Annotated in this window: 20 protein-coding genes; 9 read left to right on the forward strand and 11 right to left on the reverse strand. The window is 72.3% G+C overall.

The annotated features are described in order from the left end of the window. Positions 1 to 5: 5 nt before the first annotated feature. Positions 6 to 1,004 (forward strand): LacI family DNA-binding transcriptional regulator, encoded by a 999-nt coding sequence (locus tag F6B42_RS01035; RefSeq protein ID WP_223878274.1) that lies wholly within the window; start codon positions 6 to 8, stop codon positions 1,002 to 1,004. A gap of 27 nt (positions 1,005 to 1,031) precedes the next feature. Here the strand turns inward: F6B42_RS01035 and F6B42_RS01040 are convergent, their stop codons facing one another. The 8 genes from F6B42_RS01040 to F6B42_RS01075 form a co-directional block, all read right to left on the reverse strand. Next, the gene (locus F6B42_RS01040) at positions 1,032 to 1,850 is read right to left on the reverse strand and encodes a tryptophan-rich sensory protein (protein WP_150417738.1); all 819 of its coding nucleotides are present in this window, start codon (positions 1,848 to 1,850) and stop codon (positions 1,032 to 1,034) included. 161 nt (positions 1,851 to 2,011) lie between these two features. Continuing rightward, positions 2,012 to 3,052, reverse strand: a complete 1,041-nt coding sequence (locus F6B42_RS01045) for an NAD(P)-dependent alcohol dehydrogenase (RefSeq protein ID WP_150417739.1) — start codon at positions 3,050 to 3,052, stop codon at positions 2,012 to 2,014. A gap of 101 nt (positions 3,053 to 3,153) precedes the next feature. After that, complete coding sequence (locus tag F6B42_RS01050) at positions 3,154 to 3,954, reverse strand: MOSC domain-containing protein (protein WP_150417740.1); 801 nt, start codon at positions 3,952 to 3,954, stop codon at positions 3,154 to 3,156. 4 nt (positions 3,955 to 3,958) lie between these two features. Beyond that, positions 3,959 to 4,762: a sulfite exporter TauE/SafE family protein gene (locus tag F6B42_RS01055; protein WP_150417741.1), complete on the reverse strand. Its 804-nt coding sequence runs from the start codon at positions 4,760 to 4,762 to the stop codon at positions 3,959 to 3,961. Further along, positions 4,759 to 6,285, reverse strand: a complete 1,527-nt coding sequence (locus F6B42_RS01060; protein ID WP_150417742.1) for a gamma-glutamyltransferase family protein — start codon at positions 6,283 to 6,285, stop codon at positions 4,759 to 4,761. Before F6B42_RS01060 ends, F6B42_RS01055 begins: the two co-directional genes overlap by 4 nt. Continuing rightward, entirely contained in the window at positions 6,285 to 7,139 is an 855-nt protein-coding gene (locus tag F6B42_RS01065; protein ID WP_150417743.1) for an amino acid ABC transporter ATP-binding protein, read from the reverse strand. The genes F6B42_RS01060 and F6B42_RS01065 overlap by 1 nt, the downstream gene beginning before the upstream one ends. Continuing rightward, the gene (locus F6B42_RS01070) at positions 7,136 to 7,921 is read right to left on the reverse strand and encodes an amino acid ABC transporter permease (RefSeq protein ID WP_150417744.1); all 786 of its coding nucleotides are present in this window, start codon (positions 7,919 to 7,921) and stop codon (positions 7,136 to 7,138) included. The genes F6B42_RS01065 and F6B42_RS01070 overlap by 4 nt, the downstream gene beginning before the upstream one ends. A gap of 40 nt (positions 7,922 to 7,961) precedes the next feature. Then, positions 7,962 to 8,843, reverse strand: a complete 882-nt coding sequence (locus tag F6B42_RS01075) for a transporter substrate-binding domain-containing protein (RefSeq protein WP_150417745.1) — start codon at positions 8,841 to 8,843, stop codon at positions 7,962 to 7,964. A gap of 185 nt (positions 8,844 to 9,028) precedes the next feature. Between F6B42_RS01075 and F6B42_RS01080 the strand changes: the two genes are divergently transcribed. Then, positions 9,029 to 9,721 carry a FadR/GntR family transcriptional regulator gene (locus F6B42_RS01080; RefSeq protein ID WP_150417746.1) on the forward strand — a complete coding sequence of 231 codons (693 nt, stop codon included), beginning with the start codon at positions 9,029 to 9,031 and terminating at the stop codon, positions 9,719 to 9,721. Position 9,722: 1 nt separating this feature from the next. Here the strand turns inward: F6B42_RS01080 and F6B42_RS01085 are convergent, their stop codons facing one another. Further along, a complete protein-coding gene (locus F6B42_RS01085) occupies positions 9,723 to 10,325 on the reverse strand; it encodes a hypothetical protein (protein WP_150417747.1) in 603 nt (200 codons plus the stop codon). Between the two features lie 231 nt (positions 10,326 to 10,556). Between F6B42_RS01085 and F6B42_RS01090 the strand changes: the two genes are divergently transcribed. From F6B42_RS01090 to F6B42_RS01115, 6 genes are all read left to right on the forward strand, one after another. After that, positions 10,557 to 11,441, forward strand: coding sequence for a formate/nitrite transporter family protein (locus F6B42_RS01090; protein ID WP_150417748.1), 885 nt, complete (start codon positions 10,557 to 10,559; stop codon positions 11,439 to 11,441). A gap of 73 nt (positions 11,442 to 11,514) precedes the next feature. Beyond that, the gene (gene nirB / locus F6B42_RS01095; protein ID WP_223878275.1) at positions 11,515 to 14,091 is read left to right on the forward strand and encodes a nitrite reductase large subunit NirB; all 2,577 of its coding nucleotides are present in this window, start codon (positions 11,515 to 11,517) and stop codon (positions 14,089 to 14,091) included. Then, positions 14,088 to 14,483 (forward strand): nitrite reductase small subunit NirD, encoded by a 396-nt coding sequence (nirD, locus tag F6B42_RS01100; protein ID WP_150417749.1) that lies wholly within the window; start codon positions 14,088 to 14,090, stop codon positions 14,481 to 14,483. The genes nirB and nirD overlap by 4 nt, the downstream gene beginning before the upstream one ends. After that, a complete protein-coding gene (cobA, locus tag F6B42_RS01105) occupies positions 14,480 to 15,709 on the forward strand; it encodes a uroporphyrinogen-III C-methyltransferase (protein WP_150417750.1) in 1,230 nt (409 codons plus the stop codon). The genes nirD and cobA overlap by 4 nt, the downstream gene beginning before the upstream one ends. Then, complete coding sequence (locus tag F6B42_RS01110) at positions 15,706 to 16,902, forward strand: uroporphyrinogen-III synthase (RefSeq protein ID WP_150417751.1); 1,197 nt, start codon at positions 15,706 to 15,708, stop codon at positions 16,900 to 16,902. Before cobA ends, F6B42_RS01110 begins: the two co-directional genes overlap by 4 nt. Continuing rightward, positions 16,899 to 17,618 (forward strand): sirohydrochlorin chelatase, encoded by a 720-nt coding sequence (locus tag F6B42_RS01115; RefSeq protein ID WP_150417752.1) that lies wholly within the window; start codon positions 16,899 to 16,901, stop codon positions 17,616 to 17,618. The genes F6B42_RS01110 and F6B42_RS01115 overlap by 4 nt, the downstream gene beginning before the upstream one ends. Here F6B42_RS01115 and F6B42_RS01120 read toward each other — a convergent pair. After that, positions 17,577 to 18,122 carry a CGNR zinc finger domain-containing protein gene (locus tag F6B42_RS01120; protein WP_150417753.1) on the reverse strand — a complete coding sequence of 182 codons (546 nt, stop codon included), beginning with the start codon at positions 18,120 to 18,122 and terminating at the stop codon, positions 17,577 to 17,579. The two genes, F6B42_RS01115 and F6B42_RS01120, sit on opposite strands and share 42 nt — an antisense overlap. A gap of 85 nt (positions 18,123 to 18,207) precedes the next feature. On the opposite strand from F6B42_RS01120, the gene F6B42_RS01125 reads away from it, so the two are divergent. Continuing rightward, positions 18,208 to 19,068 (forward strand): alpha/beta fold hydrolase, encoded by an 861-nt coding sequence (locus F6B42_RS01125; protein WP_150417754.1) that lies wholly within the window; start codon positions 18,208 to 18,210, stop codon positions 19,066 to 19,068. A gap of 46 nt (positions 19,069 to 19,114) precedes the next feature. Here the strand turns inward: F6B42_RS01125 and F6B42_RS01130 are convergent, their stop codons facing one another. After that, positions 19,115 to 19,774 (reverse strand): ThuA domain-containing protein, encoded by a 660-nt coding sequence (locus F6B42_RS01130; RefSeq protein WP_150417755.1) that lies wholly within the window; start codon positions 19,772 to 19,774, stop codon positions 19,115 to 19,117. Positions 19,775 to 19,780 lie beyond the last annotated feature (6 nt).

Here is a 19,780-nt window from a genome sequence, read left to right on the forward strand (position 1 = left end):
GAGGGGTGAGCTCACGTGTCACCCTCGCGGACATCGCGGCCGACGCCGGCGTGAGCGTCGCGACGGCCTCGAGGGCCCTTTCGGGCCGCGGAGACCTCAGCCCCGCGACGCGTCGGCGCGTGCTGGCGGCCGCGCAGTCGCGGGGCTACACCCGCGACCCGGCCGCAGGCGGCAGACCGCCCGGCTCGTCACGACTCGTCGACCTCGTGCTGGGCTCGTTCCACAACGCGTACGCCGACGAGGTCACGGCGGGTGCGCGCAGCGCCGCCGCCGCCGCCGGCTACGACCTCGTCCTGACCGAGGAGCGCGACATCCCCGACGACGATTGGCCGATGCGCATCCGCCGCCGAGGATCCGCGGGGGTCGTGCTCGGGCTCATCTCGCCGACGTCGTCGCAGCTGACCGCCCTGGCGGATGCCGGCATCCCCGTCGTCCTCATGGATCCGCAGGCCGAGACGACGCACGGCCTGACCACCGTCCGCACGACGGACCACGCCGGCGGCGTCGCCGCCGCCGAGCACCTCGTCCGCCGCGGTGCGACCCGGTTCGCCGTCGTCGTGGGCTCGCCGCCGTTCCGTTACGGTCGGGCCCGGAGCTCCGGCTTCCGGGCGGCGCTGCGGGAGTCGGCTCCGGCCGCCGAGGTCGCGCAGCTGGACGCGCAGTGGAACGGCGCGTCGTCGCGCGCGGCAGCGCTCGGGCTCCTGTGGGCCCTGAGGCCGGGCGACCGGCTGGGCGTCTTCGCCTGCACGGATGAGATGGCGGCCGGGATCTATGCCGCTGCGGCGGAGACCGGCCGGCGGATCCCCGACGATGTGCTGATCGTCGGTTTCGACGACCTCCGGGCGGCGCAGTGGCTGACGCCGGCCCTGACGACGATCCGCCAGCCGATCAAGGAGATGGCCGGCGCGGCCGTGGCGGCGTTGACCGCGGCCGCGGCCGGCGCGCCGTTGCACCCCCGACCCATCGTGCTCCCGACGCGGCTGATCGAGCGGGCGTCGACCTAGCCGTCGCGCGGACCGCAGGGCCAGCCGTCAGCCCCGGCCGCTCCCGCGAGCGAGGCGCCCGACCCGCACGACGGCCGGCGGGGCCAGCACCACGATGGCGACGATGATCGCGGTCACCCCGATCGGCGCGCTCTGCGGCTCTCCCGTGAAGCGCTCGACGGCCAGCCACGACAGGCCCCAGGCGAGCGCGAGCGCCGGCGCGATGCGCCAGCCGCTGCGCCAGGCGATGCCGAGCCCGATGAGCGCGACGACGACCAGGACGCCGATGCCGATGGCATCCGCTGCGCCCTCCCACTCCGCGGGCACGATCGTCGTCAGCCAGGCGGCGGTGTTCGCGACCGTGGCGAGCGTGACCCAGCCGAGGTGGAGGCCGGTGACCCCGTCGACGAGCACCGCGTCGACGACGCCGTCGCGGGAGTCCCGGGTGCGGACGGCCACGCGGAACGTGTATCCCAGAGCCGCGAGCAGCAGAACGATGACCACGACGGTGAGAACGAGCGTGCCGAAGCGCGCCGCGACGAGCCACAGCCCGTTGAGCACCATGGTCAGCGCGATGAGCCACCCCAGCGCGCGCTGGCGCGCGTTCGCCCGCTGCCGCGGGAGCGCCTGCCAGACGGAGTAGAGGATGAGGCCGATGTAGATCACCGACCAGATCGAGAAGGCCGGGCCGGCCGGCGCGAGGTAGGAGCCGTCGGTGTCGAGCGCGCCGCCCTGCTGGTCCTGCACGGCGGTGTTGCCGAAGGCTCCCGCACCGATGACGGCCGCGACGAGCATGAACGACACCGCGGAGAGGACGACGATCTGACGCGCGAGGTCCGAGCCCCGCGCTTTCCCTGTTGCGTTCATGCTAGAAAGCTAGAAAATCTAGGGAAACTTCGCCACGGGTTGACAAGCACTCAAGACCTCGATGCAAGGGATCGGATGCGGCGCGCCGGCCCCCTCCCGCCCCGGGCGGCGTGTCTCCGGCGATCCCTTGCATCGCGGTGCACCGCCCCGACCCCGCCGGCTCAGAGCGTCGCGATGTCGATCACGAATCGGTAGCGGACGTCGGAGGCGAGCACCCGCTCGTAGGCGTCGTTGATGCCGTCGGCGGCGATGAGCTCGGTCTCGGGTGCGATCCCGTGCTCGGCGCAGAAGTCGAGCATCTCCTGGGTCTCGGCGATCGACCCGATGTTCGAGCCGGCGAACGAGCGACGGTTGGCGAAGAGGCTGAACACGCGCAGCGGAAGCGGCTCGGGCGGAGCGCCGACGTTGACCATCGTGCCGTCGAGGCGCAGCATCCGCAGATACGAGTCGAGCTTCAGCGGTGCGCTCACGGTGTTGACGATGAGGTCGAAGGTGTTCGCGAGCTCGTCGAATGTCGCCGCGTCGCTCGTGGCGTAATAGTGGGAGGCGCCGAATCGCCGGCCGTCCTCCTGCTTCGACAGGCTCTGCGAGAGCACCGTCACCTCGGCGCCCATGGCGGCGGCGATCTTGACGGCGAGGTGGCCGAGGCCGCCCATGCCGACGACCGCGACCTTCGTGCCGGGACCGGCGTTCCAGTGCGCGAGCGGGGAGTAGGTCGTGATGCCGGCGCACAGGAGCGGCGCGACCGCCTCGTAGGGGATGCTCTCGGGCAGGCGCAGCACGAAGTCCTGGTCGACGACGACGTGCGTCGAGTAGCCGCCCTGCGTGATCGTGCCGTCCCGGTCGACCGAGCCGTAGGTCTGGGTGTTGCCCTTCAGGCAGTAGTTCTCCATGCCGGCACGGCAGTTCTCGCACTCGCGGCACGAGTTGACCATGCAGCCGACGCCGACGCGGTCGCCGACCGCGAACCGCGAGACCTCGGAGCCGATCTCGACGACCTCGCCGGCGATCTCGTGCCCGACGACCTGCGGATAGGTGACGGGACCCCAGTCGCCGCGGACGAGGTGGATGTCGGAGTGGCAGATGCCGGCGTACCGGATCGCGATCAGCACATCGTTCGGACCGGTCTCCCGTCGCTCGATCGTGATGGGGACGAGCGGTTCGGTCGCGGACGGCGCAGCGTAGGCGGAAACGGTGGGCATGGATTCTCCTGCGTGGATCGGTGAGAGATGAGACCTCTGCCCAACGTACGTGCAGATCGCGTGCCGAGGGAGGCTCTGAGGGGGAACCCCTCGGTCCGGTGTCAGCCCCGCTCGAATTCGACCCGGTCGCCGACGCGGACGATCCCGCCGCCGGCGGACGGCAGCAGCAGGATGCCGAGGATCGGCTCGTCCTGTCCGAACCCGGCCGTGAGGACGCGCAGCAGCCGGGCGTCCCGCTCGCCGCTGTCGGGGTTGGCGGCGATCGCGGCGCAGCGCCCGATGGGGCGCTGGATCTCGAAGGCGACGTCGCCGATGCGCAGGCGGCCCGACCAGTCGAGCTCGGCCCAGGCGTCGACGCCCGAGATCACGATGTTCGAGCGGAAGCGGCGGCTGTCGACGGGCGCCGGGACCGCGGCATCCACGGCAGCGACCGATGCCTCGCCGTGGAGCGAGACGTAGCCGCGAGCGCGGTCCTGGAAGCGCGACGTCTCGCCGTCTCCGATGAGCCGCAGCGGGAGCACGCCCGGGCGGTCGAGTCGCCGGGCATCAGGGGTCGACGCGACGTAGGCCGTCACCGCGTCCTCGAGCTCGCGGCGCCCCGCGTCGTCGAGGCCGGCCTCGGCGATCAGCCCCGCGTCGGTGCGCAGGCTCAGCCGCTGCGCCCGCGGGTCGAAAGCGAGCCGCACGCGCGCGAGCGCGGGGAAGTCCATCAGCGCGAGACCACGGCTCTTCGGCCAGGAGTCGAGGCCGCCGTCGTCCTCCGGCGCGACGGCGTCGGCGAAGCGGAAGGCGAGGACGCGGTCGCCGGCGATCCGGCCGTCGTCCTGCACGACGAGCTCGTCGTGCTGCTCCGGGGTGAAGCCCTTGACGGGGTAGCGGTAGAGCGCGGAGACGACGGGCACGCGTCTACTCTGCACCACGGCGGGCGCGCCGCCCGCGCACCGCTCGCACCGCCAGCTGCACCGCGATCGCGACGAGGAAGCCGGCGAAGAGGATGTTGGCGACCCGGGGATCGAGGGCGGCGGCGAGGAGCACCCCGAGCGGCGCCGTCGCGCACGCCGCGAGCCCGACGCTCAGCCCCGCCGCCAGATCGACGTTGCGGCGGCGGATGTTGCCGATCGTGCCGGAGAGGCTCGTCGGGATCATCATCAGCAACGACGTGCCCTTCGCGACGAGGTCGCTGGCACCGAAGACGAGGATCATGGCGGGCACCACGATGATTCCCCCGCCCACCCCGATCAGCCCCGACGCGGTGCCCGTGATCAGCCCGGTGAGCACGAGGGCGGCGCCCGACCACCCCGTGATCTCGATGTCGGCCCCCCGCGCGGGGATCACGACGAACAGGCTCACCACGACGACGAGCAGGAAGCCGACGAAGATCCAGCGCAGCACACTCTCGCGCAGTCGGTGCAGCAGCCGCACGCCGATCTGCGCCCCGACGACGGCGCCGGCAGCCAGGAGCCCCGCCGCGAGGTAGTCGACGTGGCCGGCGAGCGCGTACGACACCGCGCCCACCGCGGCGATCGGGATGATCGCCGCGGACGACGTGCCGGACGCGAGGCGTTGCGAGAAGGCCGCGACCGCGACCAGCAGCGGCACCACGATCGTGCCGCCGCCGACCCCGAACAGCCCCGACAGCACCCCGGCGACGAGCCCGATCCCGATGAAGCCGGCGATGCGGACGACGACACGGCGACGAGATGCGCTCATGAGACGGATGCCGCGCCGTCGCTGCGCGGGTCGGCCGCGGCGTCGAAGCCGGTCGCCGTGCGCCGCACGACGTTCGCGTGGCCGAGCATCTCGGTCAGGGGCGGCACCGTCACGATGGGGTGGCCGGCGTCGTGGAGACGTTGGACGACGGCATCCTCGACGTCCGCCTCCGCGTAGACCGCGTCGGAGCGGTCACCGGGAGCGTACGGTCCGAGCGTCCATCGCGGGGCTGAGACGGTCTCGGATGCCGTCGCGCCGCGCGCGAGGTGCAGGAGCAGATGGGCGTGGATCTGCGCCTGGGCTTTGCCGCCCATCGTCGCCTGGACGAACCTCACGCCGCCGCCCGGATCGGTGACCAGGACCGGCATCAGCGTGTGCGCGGGACGGGCGCGCGGCGCGAGGACGCCCGGCGCGTGCTCGTCGTCGAGCACGAAGGAGTACCCCCGGTTGTGGAAGAGCACGCCCGTCTCGGCATCGTGTACGCCGGAGCCGAACAGGTGGAACTGGCTCTGCACGAGCGAGACGGCCCAGCCCTCGGCATCGGCGGCGGCCACGCCGATGGTGTCGCCGCGCGCGAGGCGGGGGTCGGGCACGAGCTCGGGCTCGGCAAGATCGACAGCGTCCTCGATCAGCGCCCGCACGTCGACGCGCGTGCGTCGCGGGTCGCCGAGGCGGGTGTCGCGCAGCAGATTGCCCTCGGCGAAGAGCCGCGCGATCCGCAGCGGGTCCGGGGCCGAATCGGACTCCACCGCGAGCGCCGTGCGCAGGAGCGCGAAGCCCTGCGTGTTGGGCCCGAGGGTGTGCACGCGCATTCCGCGCCAGTCGCGCGCGAGAGGGGCGGCCGAGTCGACGGCGAACTCCGCGAAGTCGGCCGCCATCACCTCCGACCCGCGCGCGGCGAGCGCGGTGACGAGGCGCTCGGCGAGAGCGCCGGCGTAGAACGATCCGTACCCGCTCCGCGCGAGCTCGTCGAGCGTGTCGGCGAGTCGAGGCTGGCGCAGCAGGTCGCCGCGGCGCAGCGGCCCGTCCTCGCGGCCGCCGAACGTCGTGCGGAAGCTCGGATCGGTCAGGGTGGCCCATTCGCCCGCGAGGCACAGGGCGAGGGATGCGGAGACGGCGACGCCGTCGCGGGCGGCGGTGACGGCATCCCTCAGATGGTCCCGCCGCGAGAGTCGGGCGCCGAGGTGCGCGAGGGCCTCCCACCCGCGCACGGCGCCGGGCACCGTGACCGCGGCCGCGCCGCGCCGCGGGATCGCCTCGCCGTGCTCGGCGAGCGCGCGGTCCCGCGAGGCGGCGGCCGGAGCCCAACCCGTCGCGTTGACGGCGTGCATCTCGCCGTCCGGCGAGTGGACGAGTGCGACGAGATCGCCGCCGACACCCGTGTTGTGCGGGTAGACGACCGCGAGGACGGCGGCGGCCGCAAGGGCCGCGTCGATCGCGTTCCCGCCCGCATCCAGAGCGGCTCGTCCCGCCGCCGTGGCCCGGTGGTGCGGCGTCGCGATCGCGCCCGAGGTCGCGCCCATCAACGCACCTGCGCCAGGAACGAGGCAGTGCGCGGATGCTGCGGCCGCGCGAACAGCTCGGCTGGAGCCGCCTGCTCGATGATGCGCCCCTGGTCCATCACGACGATGCGGTCGGCGACGTCGCGCGCGAACCCCATCTCGTGCGTGACGACGATCATGGTCATGTCCTCGCGGGCGAGGTCCTTCATGACCGCGAGCACCTCCCCCACCATCTCCGGGTCGAGAGCGCTCGTCGGCTCGTCGAACAGCATCAGTTGGGGACGCATCGCGAGGGCACGCGCGATCGCGACGCGCTGCTGCTGACCGCCCGACAGGTTCCGAGGGTGCGCGTTCGCCTTCGCGGCCAGACCCACGCGGTCGAGCAGCGCCGCCGCGCGCGCTTTCGCCTCGCGGGCGTTCTGGCCCACGATCCGCACCGGTGTGTGCCAGACGTTCTCGAGCGCGGTCATGTGCGGGAAGAGGTTGAAATGCTGGAACACGAAACCGATCCCGCGGCGCTGAGCCGCGAGCGCCGAGGCCGACAGCTCGATGCGTCCGCGACCGCCGTCCCGGTAGCCGATGCGCGTGCCCGCGACGTGGATCTCACCGTCGTCGTGCGGCTCGAGGTGGTTGATCGTGCGGAGAAGGGTCGTCTTGCCGGCGCCCGACGGGCCGATGAGGACGACGACCTCGCCTCGCGTCACCTCGAACGAGCAGCCGTCGAGGATGACCTGATCGCCGATCACCCGGCGCACGCCGTCGACGCGCACGAGTGTTTCGACGCCGCTGTTCGAGTCACCGCCGGGCGAGGCGCTGCCGGGCGAGGCGCTGCCGGGCGAGGCACTCCCGGGCGAGGACGCCGTGAAGCGGTTCATGCGAGTCTCCTGTCTCGGAACGGCACCGACGTCAGCCGCGCCCAGGTGCGCGCGACCAATCCCGTCGGTACCGGGATGCCCACGCGGCGGTTGAGAGCGCGCTCGATCGCGGATTGGATGAAGGTCCACACGGTCGTGAGGATCAGGTAGTAGATCGCCACGACGATGAAGATCTCGAACGTCTTGAAGGTCACCGAGCTGATCGACTGAGCGACGAGGAACATCTCGCTGACCCCGATGATGCTGAGGATCGACGTCGTCTTCATGAGGCTGTTGAACTCGTTGCCGAACGGCGGCACGATCGTTCGGAGCGCCTGCGGGAGGATGATCCACCGCATCGCCTGGGCGGGTGTCATGCTCAGTGCTGCAGCGGCCTCGGCCTGGCCGCGATCGATCGCCTCGAGGCCCGAGCGGATGATCTCGGAGATGTACGCGCTCTCGTGGATGGTGAGACCCACGACCGCTGCCACGACAGCGCCGCGCACCAGCACGCCGAAGACCATCTGATCCTCGAACCGGAACAGGCCCGCCGCCGCGAAGCCGAGGTAGATCACCACGAGCTGCACGAGCACCGGCGTGCCCCGGATGACCCAGATGTAGATGCCCGCCAGCATCCGGAGCACCGTCCACCGCGACCGGCCGGCGATCGCGACGAGGAGCCCGAGGAGGGTCGCGAGGAGCATCGCGATGATCGAGATGACGATCGTGAGCGCGAAGCCGGCGAGGAAGGGTGCCGACGGTGTGACGAGGCTCTGCCAGAAGAACTGCCAGTCGAACTTCACGGATGGCCTTTCTGCGGATCGGATTCGGACATCGGCGGCGTCAGCCGAAGAAGGAGATGGCCTCGAGGCCGCGCTCGGCGAGGATGTCGTCGTACGTGCCGTCGGCGACCATGGCGTCGAAGGCCTCGGCGACGGCATCGTGCAGTTCGGTGTTGTCCTTGCGCACGGCCGCGCCGACCTCGAACGTCTCGAACGGCTCGCCCGCGACCTCGATGGCGCCCTGCGACTCCGAGGCGATGTAGTAGAGATCGGCGCTCGAGCCCGCCATGACGTCGAGTTGGTCGTTGAGGAGCATCTGCCGTCCGGTGGCCGCGCTGTCGACCTCGGTCAGGACGAGGGGCGACGCGCCGTCGCACTCGGCGGCGAAGTCCTTCATCGCGACGGCGGCCGAGCCGCCGGTCGTCACACCGACCCGCCTGCCGCAGAGGTCGTCGCCGAATCCCGAGACGGCGTCGTCGTCGTCGCTTCGGACGATGAGCGCCGATCCGGACTTCAGATAGGGCACGAAGTCGACGACTGCCGAGCGCTCGTCGGTGATGAACAGCGACCCCATCACGAGGTCGCACTGCCGCGCGTCGAGGGAGGGCACGAGCGAGGGGAAGGCCGTGGACACGGCCCGGTACTCGAGCCCGAGGCGAGCGGCGACGTCGCGCGCCATGTCGATCTCGATCCCCTGCGGCTCCTGGGACTCGTCGAAGTAGAACAGCGGCACGGCGCCGAGGCCCAGCGCGCTGCAGACCGACAGCACTCCCTCCTCGTTGACGGCCGGAGGCGCGATGGCGGCGACGACGTCGGGCGTCGACGCCGCCTCCTCGGCGACCGGAGAGCACGCGGTGAGGGCCGTGCTGACGATGGCCCCGGCGCCGAGCGCGAGAACAGACAGGCGGAGGGCGGCGGGACGGCGGGTACGTGTGGTGCGCATGAGAACTCCTTTGTACATTGGTCTGACCAATGACCGATTCTTCGGGCAGTTGCGTAGCTCGGTTCCAGGATGAGGCGCCCGGGGACAAGTGGCGTTACGTCGTTGTTTCGCCTGGGTTAAAGCTGGTTCGAGACGATAGCGCACTATAGAGTCGTTCACAATTGGTCCGACAAATAGAGGCTCAGATGAACAAGACGATCGACTGGGGCGCGGTGCACGAGCAGTCACCCTCGCTCGCGGACTCGCTGTCGATGTCGCTCGAGCGACTCGTGCTCGAAGGCGGCCTCCGCGACGGGGATCGACTGCCGCCCGAACGCGACCTGGCGGTACAGCTCGGCGTCTCGCGCGGGTCGTTGCGCGAGGCGCTCCGGGCGCTCGAGCTCCGCGGCCTGCTCGAGCGGACGCCCGGGCGCGGAACGATCGTTCGCGATGCGACGCGCTCGGCGCACGCCGATGTGCTCGTGTCGGGCCTGGCCCTCCATACCGACGACTTCATGCAGGCGCTCGAGGTGCGCGCGTGCATCGAGCCGCCGATGGCCGCCCGCGCCGCGCAGCGGGCGACCGACCTCGACATCGCGCAGCTCCGCCGCATCCTCGACGACATGGCCCGCGACATCGACGCCGCGGAGTTCTCGCGCCTCGACCGGCTCTTCCACCGCGCGATCGCGCAGTACACCTACAACCCGCTCCTCGTGCGGCTGCTCGACCGGGTGTCGGAGATCCTCGACGTCACCCGGTCGCAGCTGCCGATAAACCGTGCGACGCGGCGGCGGGCCCTGGCGGACCATCGCGCCATCCTGGACGCCGTCGCGAGCCACGACCCCGACGCCGCGAGCGCCGCCGCCGCCGCGCACATCGCGGGGATGCACGAGAGCTGAGCTACCCCACAGCCATCCCCGTCGCCGCGGCGGCGAACATCACCGCCATCCCGACGCGTTCGACGGCGAGCGCGCACCGGGCAGCGCGAGGAGCGGGCGCCGTGGCGCCGCTCGCCGTCGACCGACCGACCACGTGCGCCGGGCGCGCGAGGGCGGCCAGCGACCAGGCGAGGTACAGCCCCACCGCGGCCGCGAGCATCAGGTGCGGCGAGAGCACGCCCGTGTGGTGAGCGCCGGCTGGGAGCATCCCGATCTCGCTCGCCGCGCTCGCCCCGTGCCCGCCGGCTGGGAGCATCCCGATCTCGCTCGCCGCGCTCGCCCCGTGCCCGCCGGCCAGCAGCATCCCGCCCATCAGCACACCGCCGAGCGCCCGGTGCAGGTCCGCGAGACGATCGCTGCCCGTCCGGCGCCGAAGACCCGCAGCCAGAACGACGGCCGCGCCCACGAGTACCAGCGCCACGACCAGCCGCACGGCCGCGGGAAGCCACGGCACGCAGCCGAGAGCCATCACGACCGCGACCACCCGCGCCCGCCACCGGCTCGGCGCGACGCAGCACGCGCCGGCCGACACCGCGCCCGCGACGGCGACGATCCCGTCCATCATCCGCCCAGCGTGCGACATCCAGCACGACCGCGCTTGACCGCCGGCGCGGCCACCGTGTCGGCGGACGCAGACCTCCCCGCGCACCGGGCGATCCCACCGCGCGATCTCACAACGACGCCGCGGGCGAAGTGAGCAAGAGGTAACAGAGGCGACGAACGCCGTGCCGTCCGGGGAAACACCGCCGCCCTAGCGTCGAGCACCATACCCACCCCGGTCCCGAAGGAGGACGCGATGTCCTACGTCAAGCCCACCGACCTCGTGCAGAGCGTCATCGATGCCGGCGCCTCGAAGGTCATGCTGTCGACGCGCGACACCCTCATCCGTTCGATCATGGGCGGCGCGATGCTCACCATCGCCGCCGCCTTCGCCGTCACGGTCAGCGTCACCACCGGCGTTCCGCTCTTGGGCGCCCTGCTCTTCCCGGTCGGCTTCATCATGCTGTACCTACTCGGCTACGACCTGCTCACCGGTGTGTTCGTGCTCGCTCCCCTCGCCTGGCTCGACCGGCGCCCGGGCGTCACCCTCGGCGGCATCCTGCGCAACTGGGGACTCGTGTTCCTCGGCAACTTCATCGGCGCCTTCGCGATCGCCGTCCTCATGGCCATCGTCGTGACCAACGGCTTCGCGACCGCGCCGAACGCGGTCGGCGAGGCGATCGGCCACATCGGGGAGGGACGGACGGTCGGCTACGCCGAGCACGGCGCCGCCGGGATGCTGACCCTCTTCGTGCGGGCGGTGCTCTGCAACGCGATGGTCGCCACCGGGGTCGTCCTGGCGATGGTGTCGAAGGACGTCATCGGCAAGATCGTCGCGATGTGGATGCCGATCATGCTCTTCTTCTTCATGGGCTTCGAGCACTCGATCGTGAACATGTTCCTGTTCCCCTCGGGACTGCTCCTCGGCGGCGACTTCACGATCATGGACTACCTGATCTGGAACGAGATCCCCACGGTGCTCGGCAACCTCGTCGGCGGTCTGCTGTTCGTCGGACTCCCGCTGTATCTCACGTACGGCCGCCCGGCAGCGCCCCGTCGAGTGCGCGCCTCGAAGCGGGAGCGGAACGCAGCGGTCGCCGTCGCCACGTCCGACCGCGAGCCCGCGACGACGGGGGTGTGAGATGAGCCGCGCCGTAAACAGCACGAAACACTCCGCTGACGCCGGCGCAACCTCGCCCGCGTACCGTGCCGACATGAGCTCCACCGGCCCCACCCCGCGCATCGTCGTGGTGGGCGCCGGGATGGTCGCCCACCGATTCGTCGAAAGCCTCCTCAGCCGCACCGACGCCCCGTGGCACGTCACCGTGATCGGCGACGAGCGGCGCCGCCCCTACGACCGGGTCGCGCTGACCTCGTTCTTCGCGGGGGCGTCGGCCGACGACCTCGACCTCGACCCCGCGCCCTTCGACGACGCGCGTGTCGACTTCCGGCAGGGAACGATCGTCGCACGCATCGACCGCGACGCGGCCGCGGTCGTCACGGGCGACGGCGAGCGCATCGGCTACGACCGTCTCGTCCTGGCGACCGGCTCGTATGCGGCGCGCCTCGCCGTCGACGGCTACGACCACGAGGGCTGCTTCGTCTACCGCACGCTCGACGACGTCGCAGCCCTCGAGCAGTTCGTCGAGCGCCGTACCGCCGAGCTCGGCCGCCCGCTCACCGGAACCGTGATCGGCGGCGGCCTGCTCGGGCTCGAAGCCGCCGGCGCGCTGCAGGGGCTGAACGTCGAGAGCACCGTCGTCCAATCCTCCGACCGGCTCATGTCGGCGCAGCTCGACCTCCCCGCCGGCGACGCCCTCCGCCGCCTGATCGAGGCACGCGGCATCGGCGTCCGCACCTCGACGCTCACCACCCGACTCGACGCCGATCGCAGCGGCCAGGTCGTGGGGCTCGAGTTCCGCGACGGATCGTGGGAGCGGACCGACGTCGTCGTGTTCACCGTCGGCGTCCGTCCCCGCGACGAGCTCGCGCGCGAGGCCGGACTCACGGTCGACCCCCGTGGCGGCGTCGTGATCGACGACCGGTGCGACACCTCGGACCCGCGGATCCTCGCGATCGGCGAGGTCGCGAGCTTCGCGGGCCAGTGCGTGGGTCTCGTCGCGCCCGGCTACGCGATGGCCGAGGTCGCCGCGACCCGGCTGCTCGGCCTCGAGGCGACCTTCGGCGGCTTCGACCTGTCGACCAAGCTCAAGCTCTCCGGAGTGGACGTCGCGAGCTTCGGCGACGCCTTCGCCGAGACCCCCGGCGCCCTCGACGTCGTGTACGCCGACCCGGTGGCGGGCGTCTACAAGAAACTCGTGCTCTCGGACGACGCGAAGACCCTGCTCGGCGGCATCCTCGTCGGCGACGCCTCGGCCTACGGATCGCTCCGTCCGCTCGTCGGCGGCGCGCTCGGCGGCGATCCGGTCGCATACCTCATGCCCGAGAGCGGCGTCGCCGCCCCGACCGGCGAGCTGCCCGACGCGGCGCTCGTGTGCTCGTGCAACAGCGTCACCGCCGGCACGATCCGCTCGGCCGTCCACGACGAGGGCTGCACCGACGTCGCCGGTGTGAAGGCGTGCACGAAGGCCGGAGCCGCGTGCGGCTCGTGCGTGATGATGGTGAAGAAGATCGTCGGCGCCGAGCTCGCCAAGACCGGCGCCGCCCTCAGCACCGCTCTCTGCGAGCATTTCGAGATGTCGCGGCGCCAGCTCTTCGACGCCGTCCGCGTGTCGGGCGTGACCACCTTCAGCGCCGTGATCGAACGCTTCGGCACCGGCCGCGGCTGCGACATCTGCAAGCCGGCGCTCGCCAGCATCCTGTCGACCCTGACCGGACGACACGTGCTCGACGGCGAGAACGCCGCACTGCAGGACACGAACGACCACGTCATGGCGAACATGCAGAAGGACGGCAGCTACTCGGTCGTCCCGCGCATCCCGGGCGGCGAGATCACGCCCGAGGGACTCGTCGTCATCGGCCAGGTCGCGCAGGACTACAACCTCTACACCAAGATCACCGGCGGTCAGCGGATCGACCTGTTCGGCGCCCGCCTCGAGCAGCTTCCGGAGATCTGGCAGCGCCTCGTGGATGCCGGCTTCGAATCGGGCCACGCCTACGGAAAATCACTGCGCACGGTGAAGTCCTGCGTCGGGTCGACGTGGTGCCGGTACGGCGTGCAGGACTCCGTCGGCATGGCCGTGCGGCTCGAACTGCGCTACCGCGGCCTCCGCTCACCCCACAAGTTCAAGCTCGGAGTGTCGGGCTGCGCCCGTGAATGCGCCGAGGCCCGCGGCAAGGACGTGGGGGTCATCGCGACCGAGTCGGGCTGGAACGTCTACGTCGGTGGCAACGGCGGGTTCACCCCGCGCCACGCGGTGCTGCTGGCCGAGAACCTCGACGACGATCAGCTGCTCACCGCGATCGACCGGTTCCTGATGTACTACATCTTCACGGCCGACCGGCTGCAGCGTACCGCCCCCTGGTTCGAAGACCTCGAGGGCGGAATCGAGGGCTTGCGCGAGGTCATCTTCGACGACGCGCTCGGCATCTGCGCCGACCTCGACGCGGCCATGGCCCGACATCTCGACAACTACGAGGACGAGTGGGCCGCGACCCTCGCCGACCCCGAGAAGCTCCGCCGGTTCGCGTCGTTCGTCAACGCGCCGACCACTCCCGACCCGTCGCTCGCCTACACGGTCGAGCGCGGTCAGCCCCGCCCCGCGACCGACGACGAGCGCCGCGACGACCGCGTCCTCATCGCGGGCACGACCCTGGAGGTGCGTCGATGACCCTCGCGACGGATGCCGCGACCGCGGCGCCGATCAACACGGCGCCGATCACCACCTGGATCCCCGTGTGCCGGCTCGACGACCTCGAGATCGAACGCGGTCGCGCAGCTCTCGTCGGCGATGACCAGATCGCCCTGTTCCTCACGCACGAGGGACGCGTGCACGCCGTCTCGAACGTCGACCCCTACAGCGGCGCGGCGGTCATCTCGCGCGGGATCGTCGGCACGCGCGCCGGCGCCCCGACGGTCGCATCGCCGATGTACAAGCAGGTCTTCGACCTGCGCACCGGCGCCTGCCTCGACGCGCAGGGCTCGCACGCTCGGTCGCTGCGCGTGTGGCCCGCCGCCGTCGACGGCGGGACCGTGCTCCTGCGCTGCGAGGTGACCGCATGACCACCATGCTCGGGCTCTCGCTCACCGGGCGTCGCGTCGTGTTCGTCGGCGGCGGCGCCGTCGCGGCCCGTCGCATCGGGCGTTTCGTCGAGGAGGGGGCCGACATCGTCGTCATCGCGCCCGCGCTCGGCGACGAGATGCACCGCGCCGTCCGGGCGGCCGGCCTCACCTGGATCGCCCGCAAGGCGCGGGAGGCCGACGTCGCCGACGCCTGGCTCGTGCACAGCGCCACCGGCATCCGCCCGGTCGACGACACCGTCGCCGGCTGGTGCGAATTGGCGCGCGTGTTCTGCGTCAACACCTCGACCGGCTCGCACGGCTCGGCCCGCCTAACGGCCGAGACGCGAGCGGGCGACGTCGTCGTCGGCGTCGCCTCGGATGCCGGCATCGATCCGCGCCGAGCGGTGCGACTGCGCGACGCCATCGGAGCCGCCCTCCGCGCCGGGAGCCTGCCGCTGCGGCGCCGTCGCCGCGCGGGCGGCCGTGTCGACCTCGTCGGCGGCGGTCCCGGACCCGCCGACCTCATGACCGTCCGCGGCCGGCGCCTGCTCGCCGAGGCCGACGTCGTCGTGGCCGACCGCCTCGGGCCCACCGATGTGCTGGGCGAGCTCGACCCCGACGTCGAGGTGATCGACGTCGGCAAGCGCCCGGGCCACCACCCCGTCCCGCAGGAAGAGATCAACGCCCTGCTGGTCGCGCACGCCCGCGCCGGCAGGCGCGTCGTCCGGCTCAAGGGCGGCGACCCGTTCGTCTACGGACGCGGCGGCGAGGAGGTCGCGGCGTGCCTGGCCGCCGGCGTCGCCGTCGAGGTCGTGCCGGGACTCACGAGCGTCGTCTCGGTGCCGCAGGCCGCCGGCATCCCGGTCACCCACCGCGGTGTCGCCGCGGGGCTGCACGTCGCGATCGGGCAGGGTCCCGTGACGGATGCGACGCGCGCCGCCCTCGCCGATGACGCGACGACCACGGTGGTGCTCATGGGCGTCGCCGCCCTCGGACGCATCGTCGCCGCCGCGCGCGAAGCCGGCGCCCCGGCCGATCGCCCCGTCGCGATCGTCGAGCGGGGCCACACCCCGCAGCAGCGGACGACCCGGACGACGCTGGAACGGGCGGTCGCCGACGCGGCGACCGCGGGCGTCAGCAATCCCGCGGTCATCGTGATCGGCGACGTCGCCCGCGCCGGCCTCCTGCTGCCGGAGCACCGGCCGACGGAGGCGGCCCTGCAGTGACCTCTCCCGCTCCCGCCCGTCCCGCCCTGTCGGCCGCCCTCGGCGCCTGCACGATCGTCATCGCCGTCGACCGGCGATCGACCGAGCTCGCGACCGCGCTCGAGAGGCACGGGGCGACGGTGCGGCACGCGCCGGCGCTGAGCATCATGCCCCACATCGACGACGAGGCGCTGATCTCGGCCACGAGGCAGCTCATCGACGCGCCGCCCGACGTCGTCGTCGTGACGACCGGCGTCGGGTTCCGCGGCTGGATGGAGGCTGCCGACGAGGCCGGCCTCGCCGACGACCTGCAGCGCGCGCTCACCGGTGCCCAGATCGTCGCGCGCGGGCCCAAAGCGCGCGGCGCGATCCAGCAGGCGGGACTCACCGCCGACTGGGTCGCGGAGTCCGAGACGTCGTCCGAGCTGGGCGAGTTCCTCCTCGCCGAGGGGGTGGGCGGCCGCCGGGTGGCGGTGCAGCACCACGGCTCGGGCGCCGACGGCCTCGACGCGCTGTTCGCGCGGGCCGGTGCGGAGGTCGTGAGCCTCACGGTCTACCGGTGGGGCCCGCCACCGGATCCGGCCGCGGTGAGCAGATCCGTGCTGGCCACCGCCCAGGGCGACGTCGACGCCGTGCTCTTCACCTCGGCACCCGGCGCCGCCGAGTGGCTCGCGACCGCGCGGCGCGAATCGGCCCTCGAGGCGATCGCGGCGCGGGCGGATGCCGGTCGGCTGCTGGTCGCCGCCGTGGGGCCCGTCACGGCGGGGCCGCTGCGCGACGCCGGCATCCCGCCGCTCGTGGCCGAACGCGGCCGACTGGGCTCCCTCGTCCGCGCCGTCGTCACGCACTTCGGCGGCGGCCACGCGCCGGGGGTCGCGACCGCGGCGGGCCGGCTCGAGCTGCGCAGCGGCGGCGCGGTGCTCGACGGACGCGTCATCGCGCTCTCGCGCACGTCGCTGCTGCTCCTCGGCGTGCTGTCCGACGCCGCCGGCGGCGTCGTCTCGCGTCACGACCTGCAGGCGGCGCTCCCCCGCTCGGGCGACAGCGCCCACGCCGTCGACGTCGCGATCGGCCGGACCCGCGAAGCCCTCGGGGTGCCGACCCTCATCCGCACGGTGGTCAAACGCGGCTACCGCCTCGACGTCGCCGACGACATCGCCGACCACACCGCCGCAGGCGACGCGGCGAACCGACCCCGGGAGGACGCGTCATGACCCCGGCCCTCATCGCCTGCTCGCACGGCACGAGCTCGCCCGCCGGGCGCGCCGCGATCTCGGCCGTCGTCGACCGGGTGCGCGAGATGCTTCCCGCGATCGACGTCGCCGAGGCGTTCGTCGACGTGCAGCAGCCCGAGATCGACACCGTCGTGCAGCGGATGCCGGTGGGTGCCCCCGCGATCGTCGTGCCGCTGCTGCTGTCGACGGGTTTCCACACGCGCGTCGACATCGCGCGGGCCGTCGCCGCCGCGCGGGGGCCCGCCCTCGCCGCGCCCGCGCTCGGCCCGCATCCGCTGCTCGCCGAGCTGCTCGTGAAGCGGCTGACGGAGGCGGGGCTCGGGGAGGGTGACGCCGTCGTGCTCGCGGCCGCCGGCTCGAGCGACCCCGCGGCATCCGTCGACGTGACCGCGATGGCGCAGCTGCTCGCCGCGCGCCTTCGACGCCCCGTCGCCGTCGGCTTCGCGGCGGGCGCCGGCGTACGGATCGCGGACGCGGTGTCCGCGGTCCGCGCAGCCGGAGCACCGCGCGTCGTGACCGCGAGCTACGTGCTGGCGCCCGGCTTCTTCGCGGACCTCATCGCCCGTGCGGGGGCCGAGCTGCACACCGAGCCCCTCGCGCCCCACGACACCGTCGCGGAGATCGTCGTGGAACGGTTCCGCGCCGCGCTTCGGTCACTGAGCACGCCCGTCGCCGGCGTCGTCCGCGGAAGATAGCCGCCCCCGGCCTCGCGCCCGCTCCGCGTGGGCGCGCGCTTTCATCCGGTTGCCGCACGCCGCCATCGAGCACCACTTCGCGGTGCCCGGCCGGCTGTGGTCGACGAGGAACAGGTTGCACTGACCGTTCGCGCACGCCCGAACCCGCCCGGGGAACCGGGCGACGACGCTCGACCACGCGGCGACCGCCTGCACCGCGAGCAGTCGGTCGGCCGGCGCCGTCAGCCGCCAGGAGAGCCCGTCGGACGTCACGTGCGGCACCTGAACCGCGGGTGAGACGACCTCCGCCAGAACCGTGAGAGCCTCGGCATCCGAACTGCGGATCGCGGCATGGAGCGCGCTCCGCACGCGACGCAGCTCATCCCGCTCACCCGCGGATCCGGTGCCGCCCCAACTGCGCACCAACCGATCGCCGGGCTCACCGTCGAGGTGATCCGAACGGCGTCCGTCGATCACCGGCTCGCTGTTGAGCACCGCCAGGAGAAGCTCTTCGTCCTGCTCCACCGCCCACCTCCTCCGCCGTGACGCTTCGGCCATTGTGCATGCTATGGTCGCCCTAACCAGTATAACTGATTGAAAGGGTTAGCTCATGGTCGTCACCCACCACCGCACGGTCACCGTCGACGGACTCGATGTCTTCTACCGGGAGGCCGGTCCCGCTGACGCCCCGGTTCTTCTCCTCCTGCACGGGTATCCGTCCAGCTCTCACATGTTCCGGCACCTCATCCCGAGCCTGGCCGACCGATTCCGTGTCGTCGCCCCGGACCACATCGGCTTCGGGCGCTCCTCCGCTCCGACCGCCGACGAGTTCACCTACACCTTCGACGCGCTCGCGCAGACGACCCGCCGCTTCCTCGAGCTGATCGGCGTCCACCGCTACACGATGTACGTGCACGACTACGGCGCGCCGATCGGGTGGCGTCTCGCGCTGGCGGACCCGCACGCGGTCGTCGGAGTCATCTCGCAGAACGGCAACGCGTACGAGGACGGCTTCGTGCCCGAATTCTGGGCACCGTCATGGGCCGACGGCCTCGAACGCTCCCCCGTGACGCGCGACGCCCTGCGCCCCGCGCTCTCCCGAGCCGTCGTCGAATGGCAGTACACCCATGGCGTCCCCGACCCCTCGACGATCGACCCGGACGCCTGGGAGCACGACATCGCTCTCCTCAGCCGACCGGGACAGGATGACATCCAACTCGACCTGTTCCGCGACTACATCACCAATCGCGCGCTCTATCCGGCTGTCCACGAATGGCTGCGCTCCTCCGGAGTGCCCGTCCTGGCCATCTGGGGGCGCAACGACGAGATCTTCGACGCGGCCGGCGCCGTGGCTTTCGCCAAGGATGCCGGGGACGTGCGCGTGGAACTCGTCGACGGAAGCCACTTCCTCCTCGAGTCGCATCTCGACCGCGTGGTGTCATCCGTCCGGAACTGGCTCGGCGCGGCGTGAGCCCGATTCCCGCCGCCCGGCGTCGCGGCGGCGGGCGCGGGACGGATCAGCGCCCGTCGACCGTCCATGCCGCGAGCGCCGCGACGAGCGTGCGGTGCCCCGACGCGTCGAACGAACGCGAGTCGTGGCCGAGGACATCGACAGCGATCCGCGCGGCGCCGTGCTCGCGCACCCACGCGGCCGGTTCCTTCGCGCCGTCGCCCTCGTGCCAGGCGACGACCGTGCGGCGGCCCAGGCGCTGGAGCGCGCAATAGCGCTCGTCGTGCACATGGAAGGTCGTCGGCACCTCGGCCGGCACGGTGTCGGGTTCGACCTGAACGGTCATCTCGCCGGCATCCGGATGGAATGACAGTCCCGGGACCCACATGGCGCCGATCGCCGGTGCCCACTCGGGGTAGTCGCGCAGCGACGAGACGGCCGCGTGGACGGCGAGCACGCCGATCCCGCGTTCCAGGGCCGCGGCGAAGCCCTCGACCGCGGCCGGCGGAGCGCCGCGCTCGCCGCCGCGCCAGGGGTCGCCCGCGCTGACGGCGACGAGGTCGTACCCGTCGAGGCCCGCCATGCCGCCGTCGACGTCGTCGGACACGTCGACGTCCCACTCCCGTCGGATGAGGATGTCGGCGACCCGGCTACCCGTCTCGGCGAAGGGATGCCAGGGGTCGGCGTACCGACCCGAACCGGTCAGGACGAGTGCTCGATGCGCCACGGCGCT

Source organism: Microbacterium radiodurans, assembly GCF_008710705.1.
GTDB classification, from domain to species: Bacteria; Actinomycetota; Actinomycetes; order Actinomycetales; family Microbacteriaceae; genus Microbacterium; species Microbacterium radiodurans.

Coding starts and splice junctions, on each gene's coding strand:
- F6B42_RS01040 (WP_150417738.1), bottom strand. CDS start 1,850: ATGAACGCAACAGGGAAAGCGCGGGGCTCGGACCTCGCGCGTCAGATC.
- F6B42_RS01045 (WP_150417739.1), bottom strand. CDS start 3,052: ATGCCCACCGTTTCCGCCTACGCTGCGCCGTCCGCGACCGAACCGCTC.
- F6B42_RS01055 (WP_150417741.1), bottom strand. CDS start 4,762: ATGAGCGCATCTCGTCGCCGTGTCGTCGTCCGCATCGCCGGCTTCATC.
- F6B42_RS01060 (WP_150417742.1), bottom strand. CDS start 6,285: ATGGGCGCGACCTCGGGCGCGATCGCGACGCCGCACCACCGGGCCACG.
- F6B42_RS01065 (WP_150417743.1), bottom strand. CDS start 7,139: ATGAACCGCTTCACGGCGTCCTCGCCCGGGAGTGCCTCGCCCGGCAGC.
- F6B42_RS01075 (WP_150417745.1), bottom strand. CDS start 8,843: ATGCGCACCACACGTACCCGCCGTCCCGCCGCCCTCCGCCTGTCTGTT.
- F6B42_RS01080 (WP_150417746.1), top strand. CDS start 9,029: ATGAACAAGACGATCGACTGGGGCGCGGTGCACGAGCAGTCACCCTCG.
- F6B42_RS01085 (WP_150417747.1), bottom strand. CDS start 10,325: ATGATGGACGGGATCGTCGCCGTCGCGGGCGCGGTGTCGGCCGGCGCG.
- F6B42_RS01090 (WP_150417748.1), top strand. CDS start 10,557: ATGTCCTACGTCAAGCCCACCGACCTCGTGCAGAGCGTCATCGATGCC.
- nirB (WP_223878275.1), top strand. CDS start 11,515: ATGAGCTCCACCGGCCCCACCCCGCGCATCGTCGTGGTGGGCGCCGGG.
- nirD (WP_150417749.1), top strand. CDS start 14,088: ATGACCCTCGCGACGGATGCCGCGACCGCGGCGCCGATCAACACGGCG.
- cobA (WP_150417750.1), top strand. CDS start 14,480: ATGACCACCATGCTCGGGCTCTCGCTCACCGGGCGTCGCGTCGTGTTC.
- F6B42_RS01115 (WP_150417752.1), top strand. CDS start 16,899: ATGACCCCGGCCCTCATCGCCTGCTCGCACGGCACGAGCTCGCCCGCC.
- F6B42_RS01125 (WP_150417754.1), top strand. CDS start 18,208: ATGGTCGTCACCCACCACCGCACGGTCACCGTCGACGGACTCGATGTC.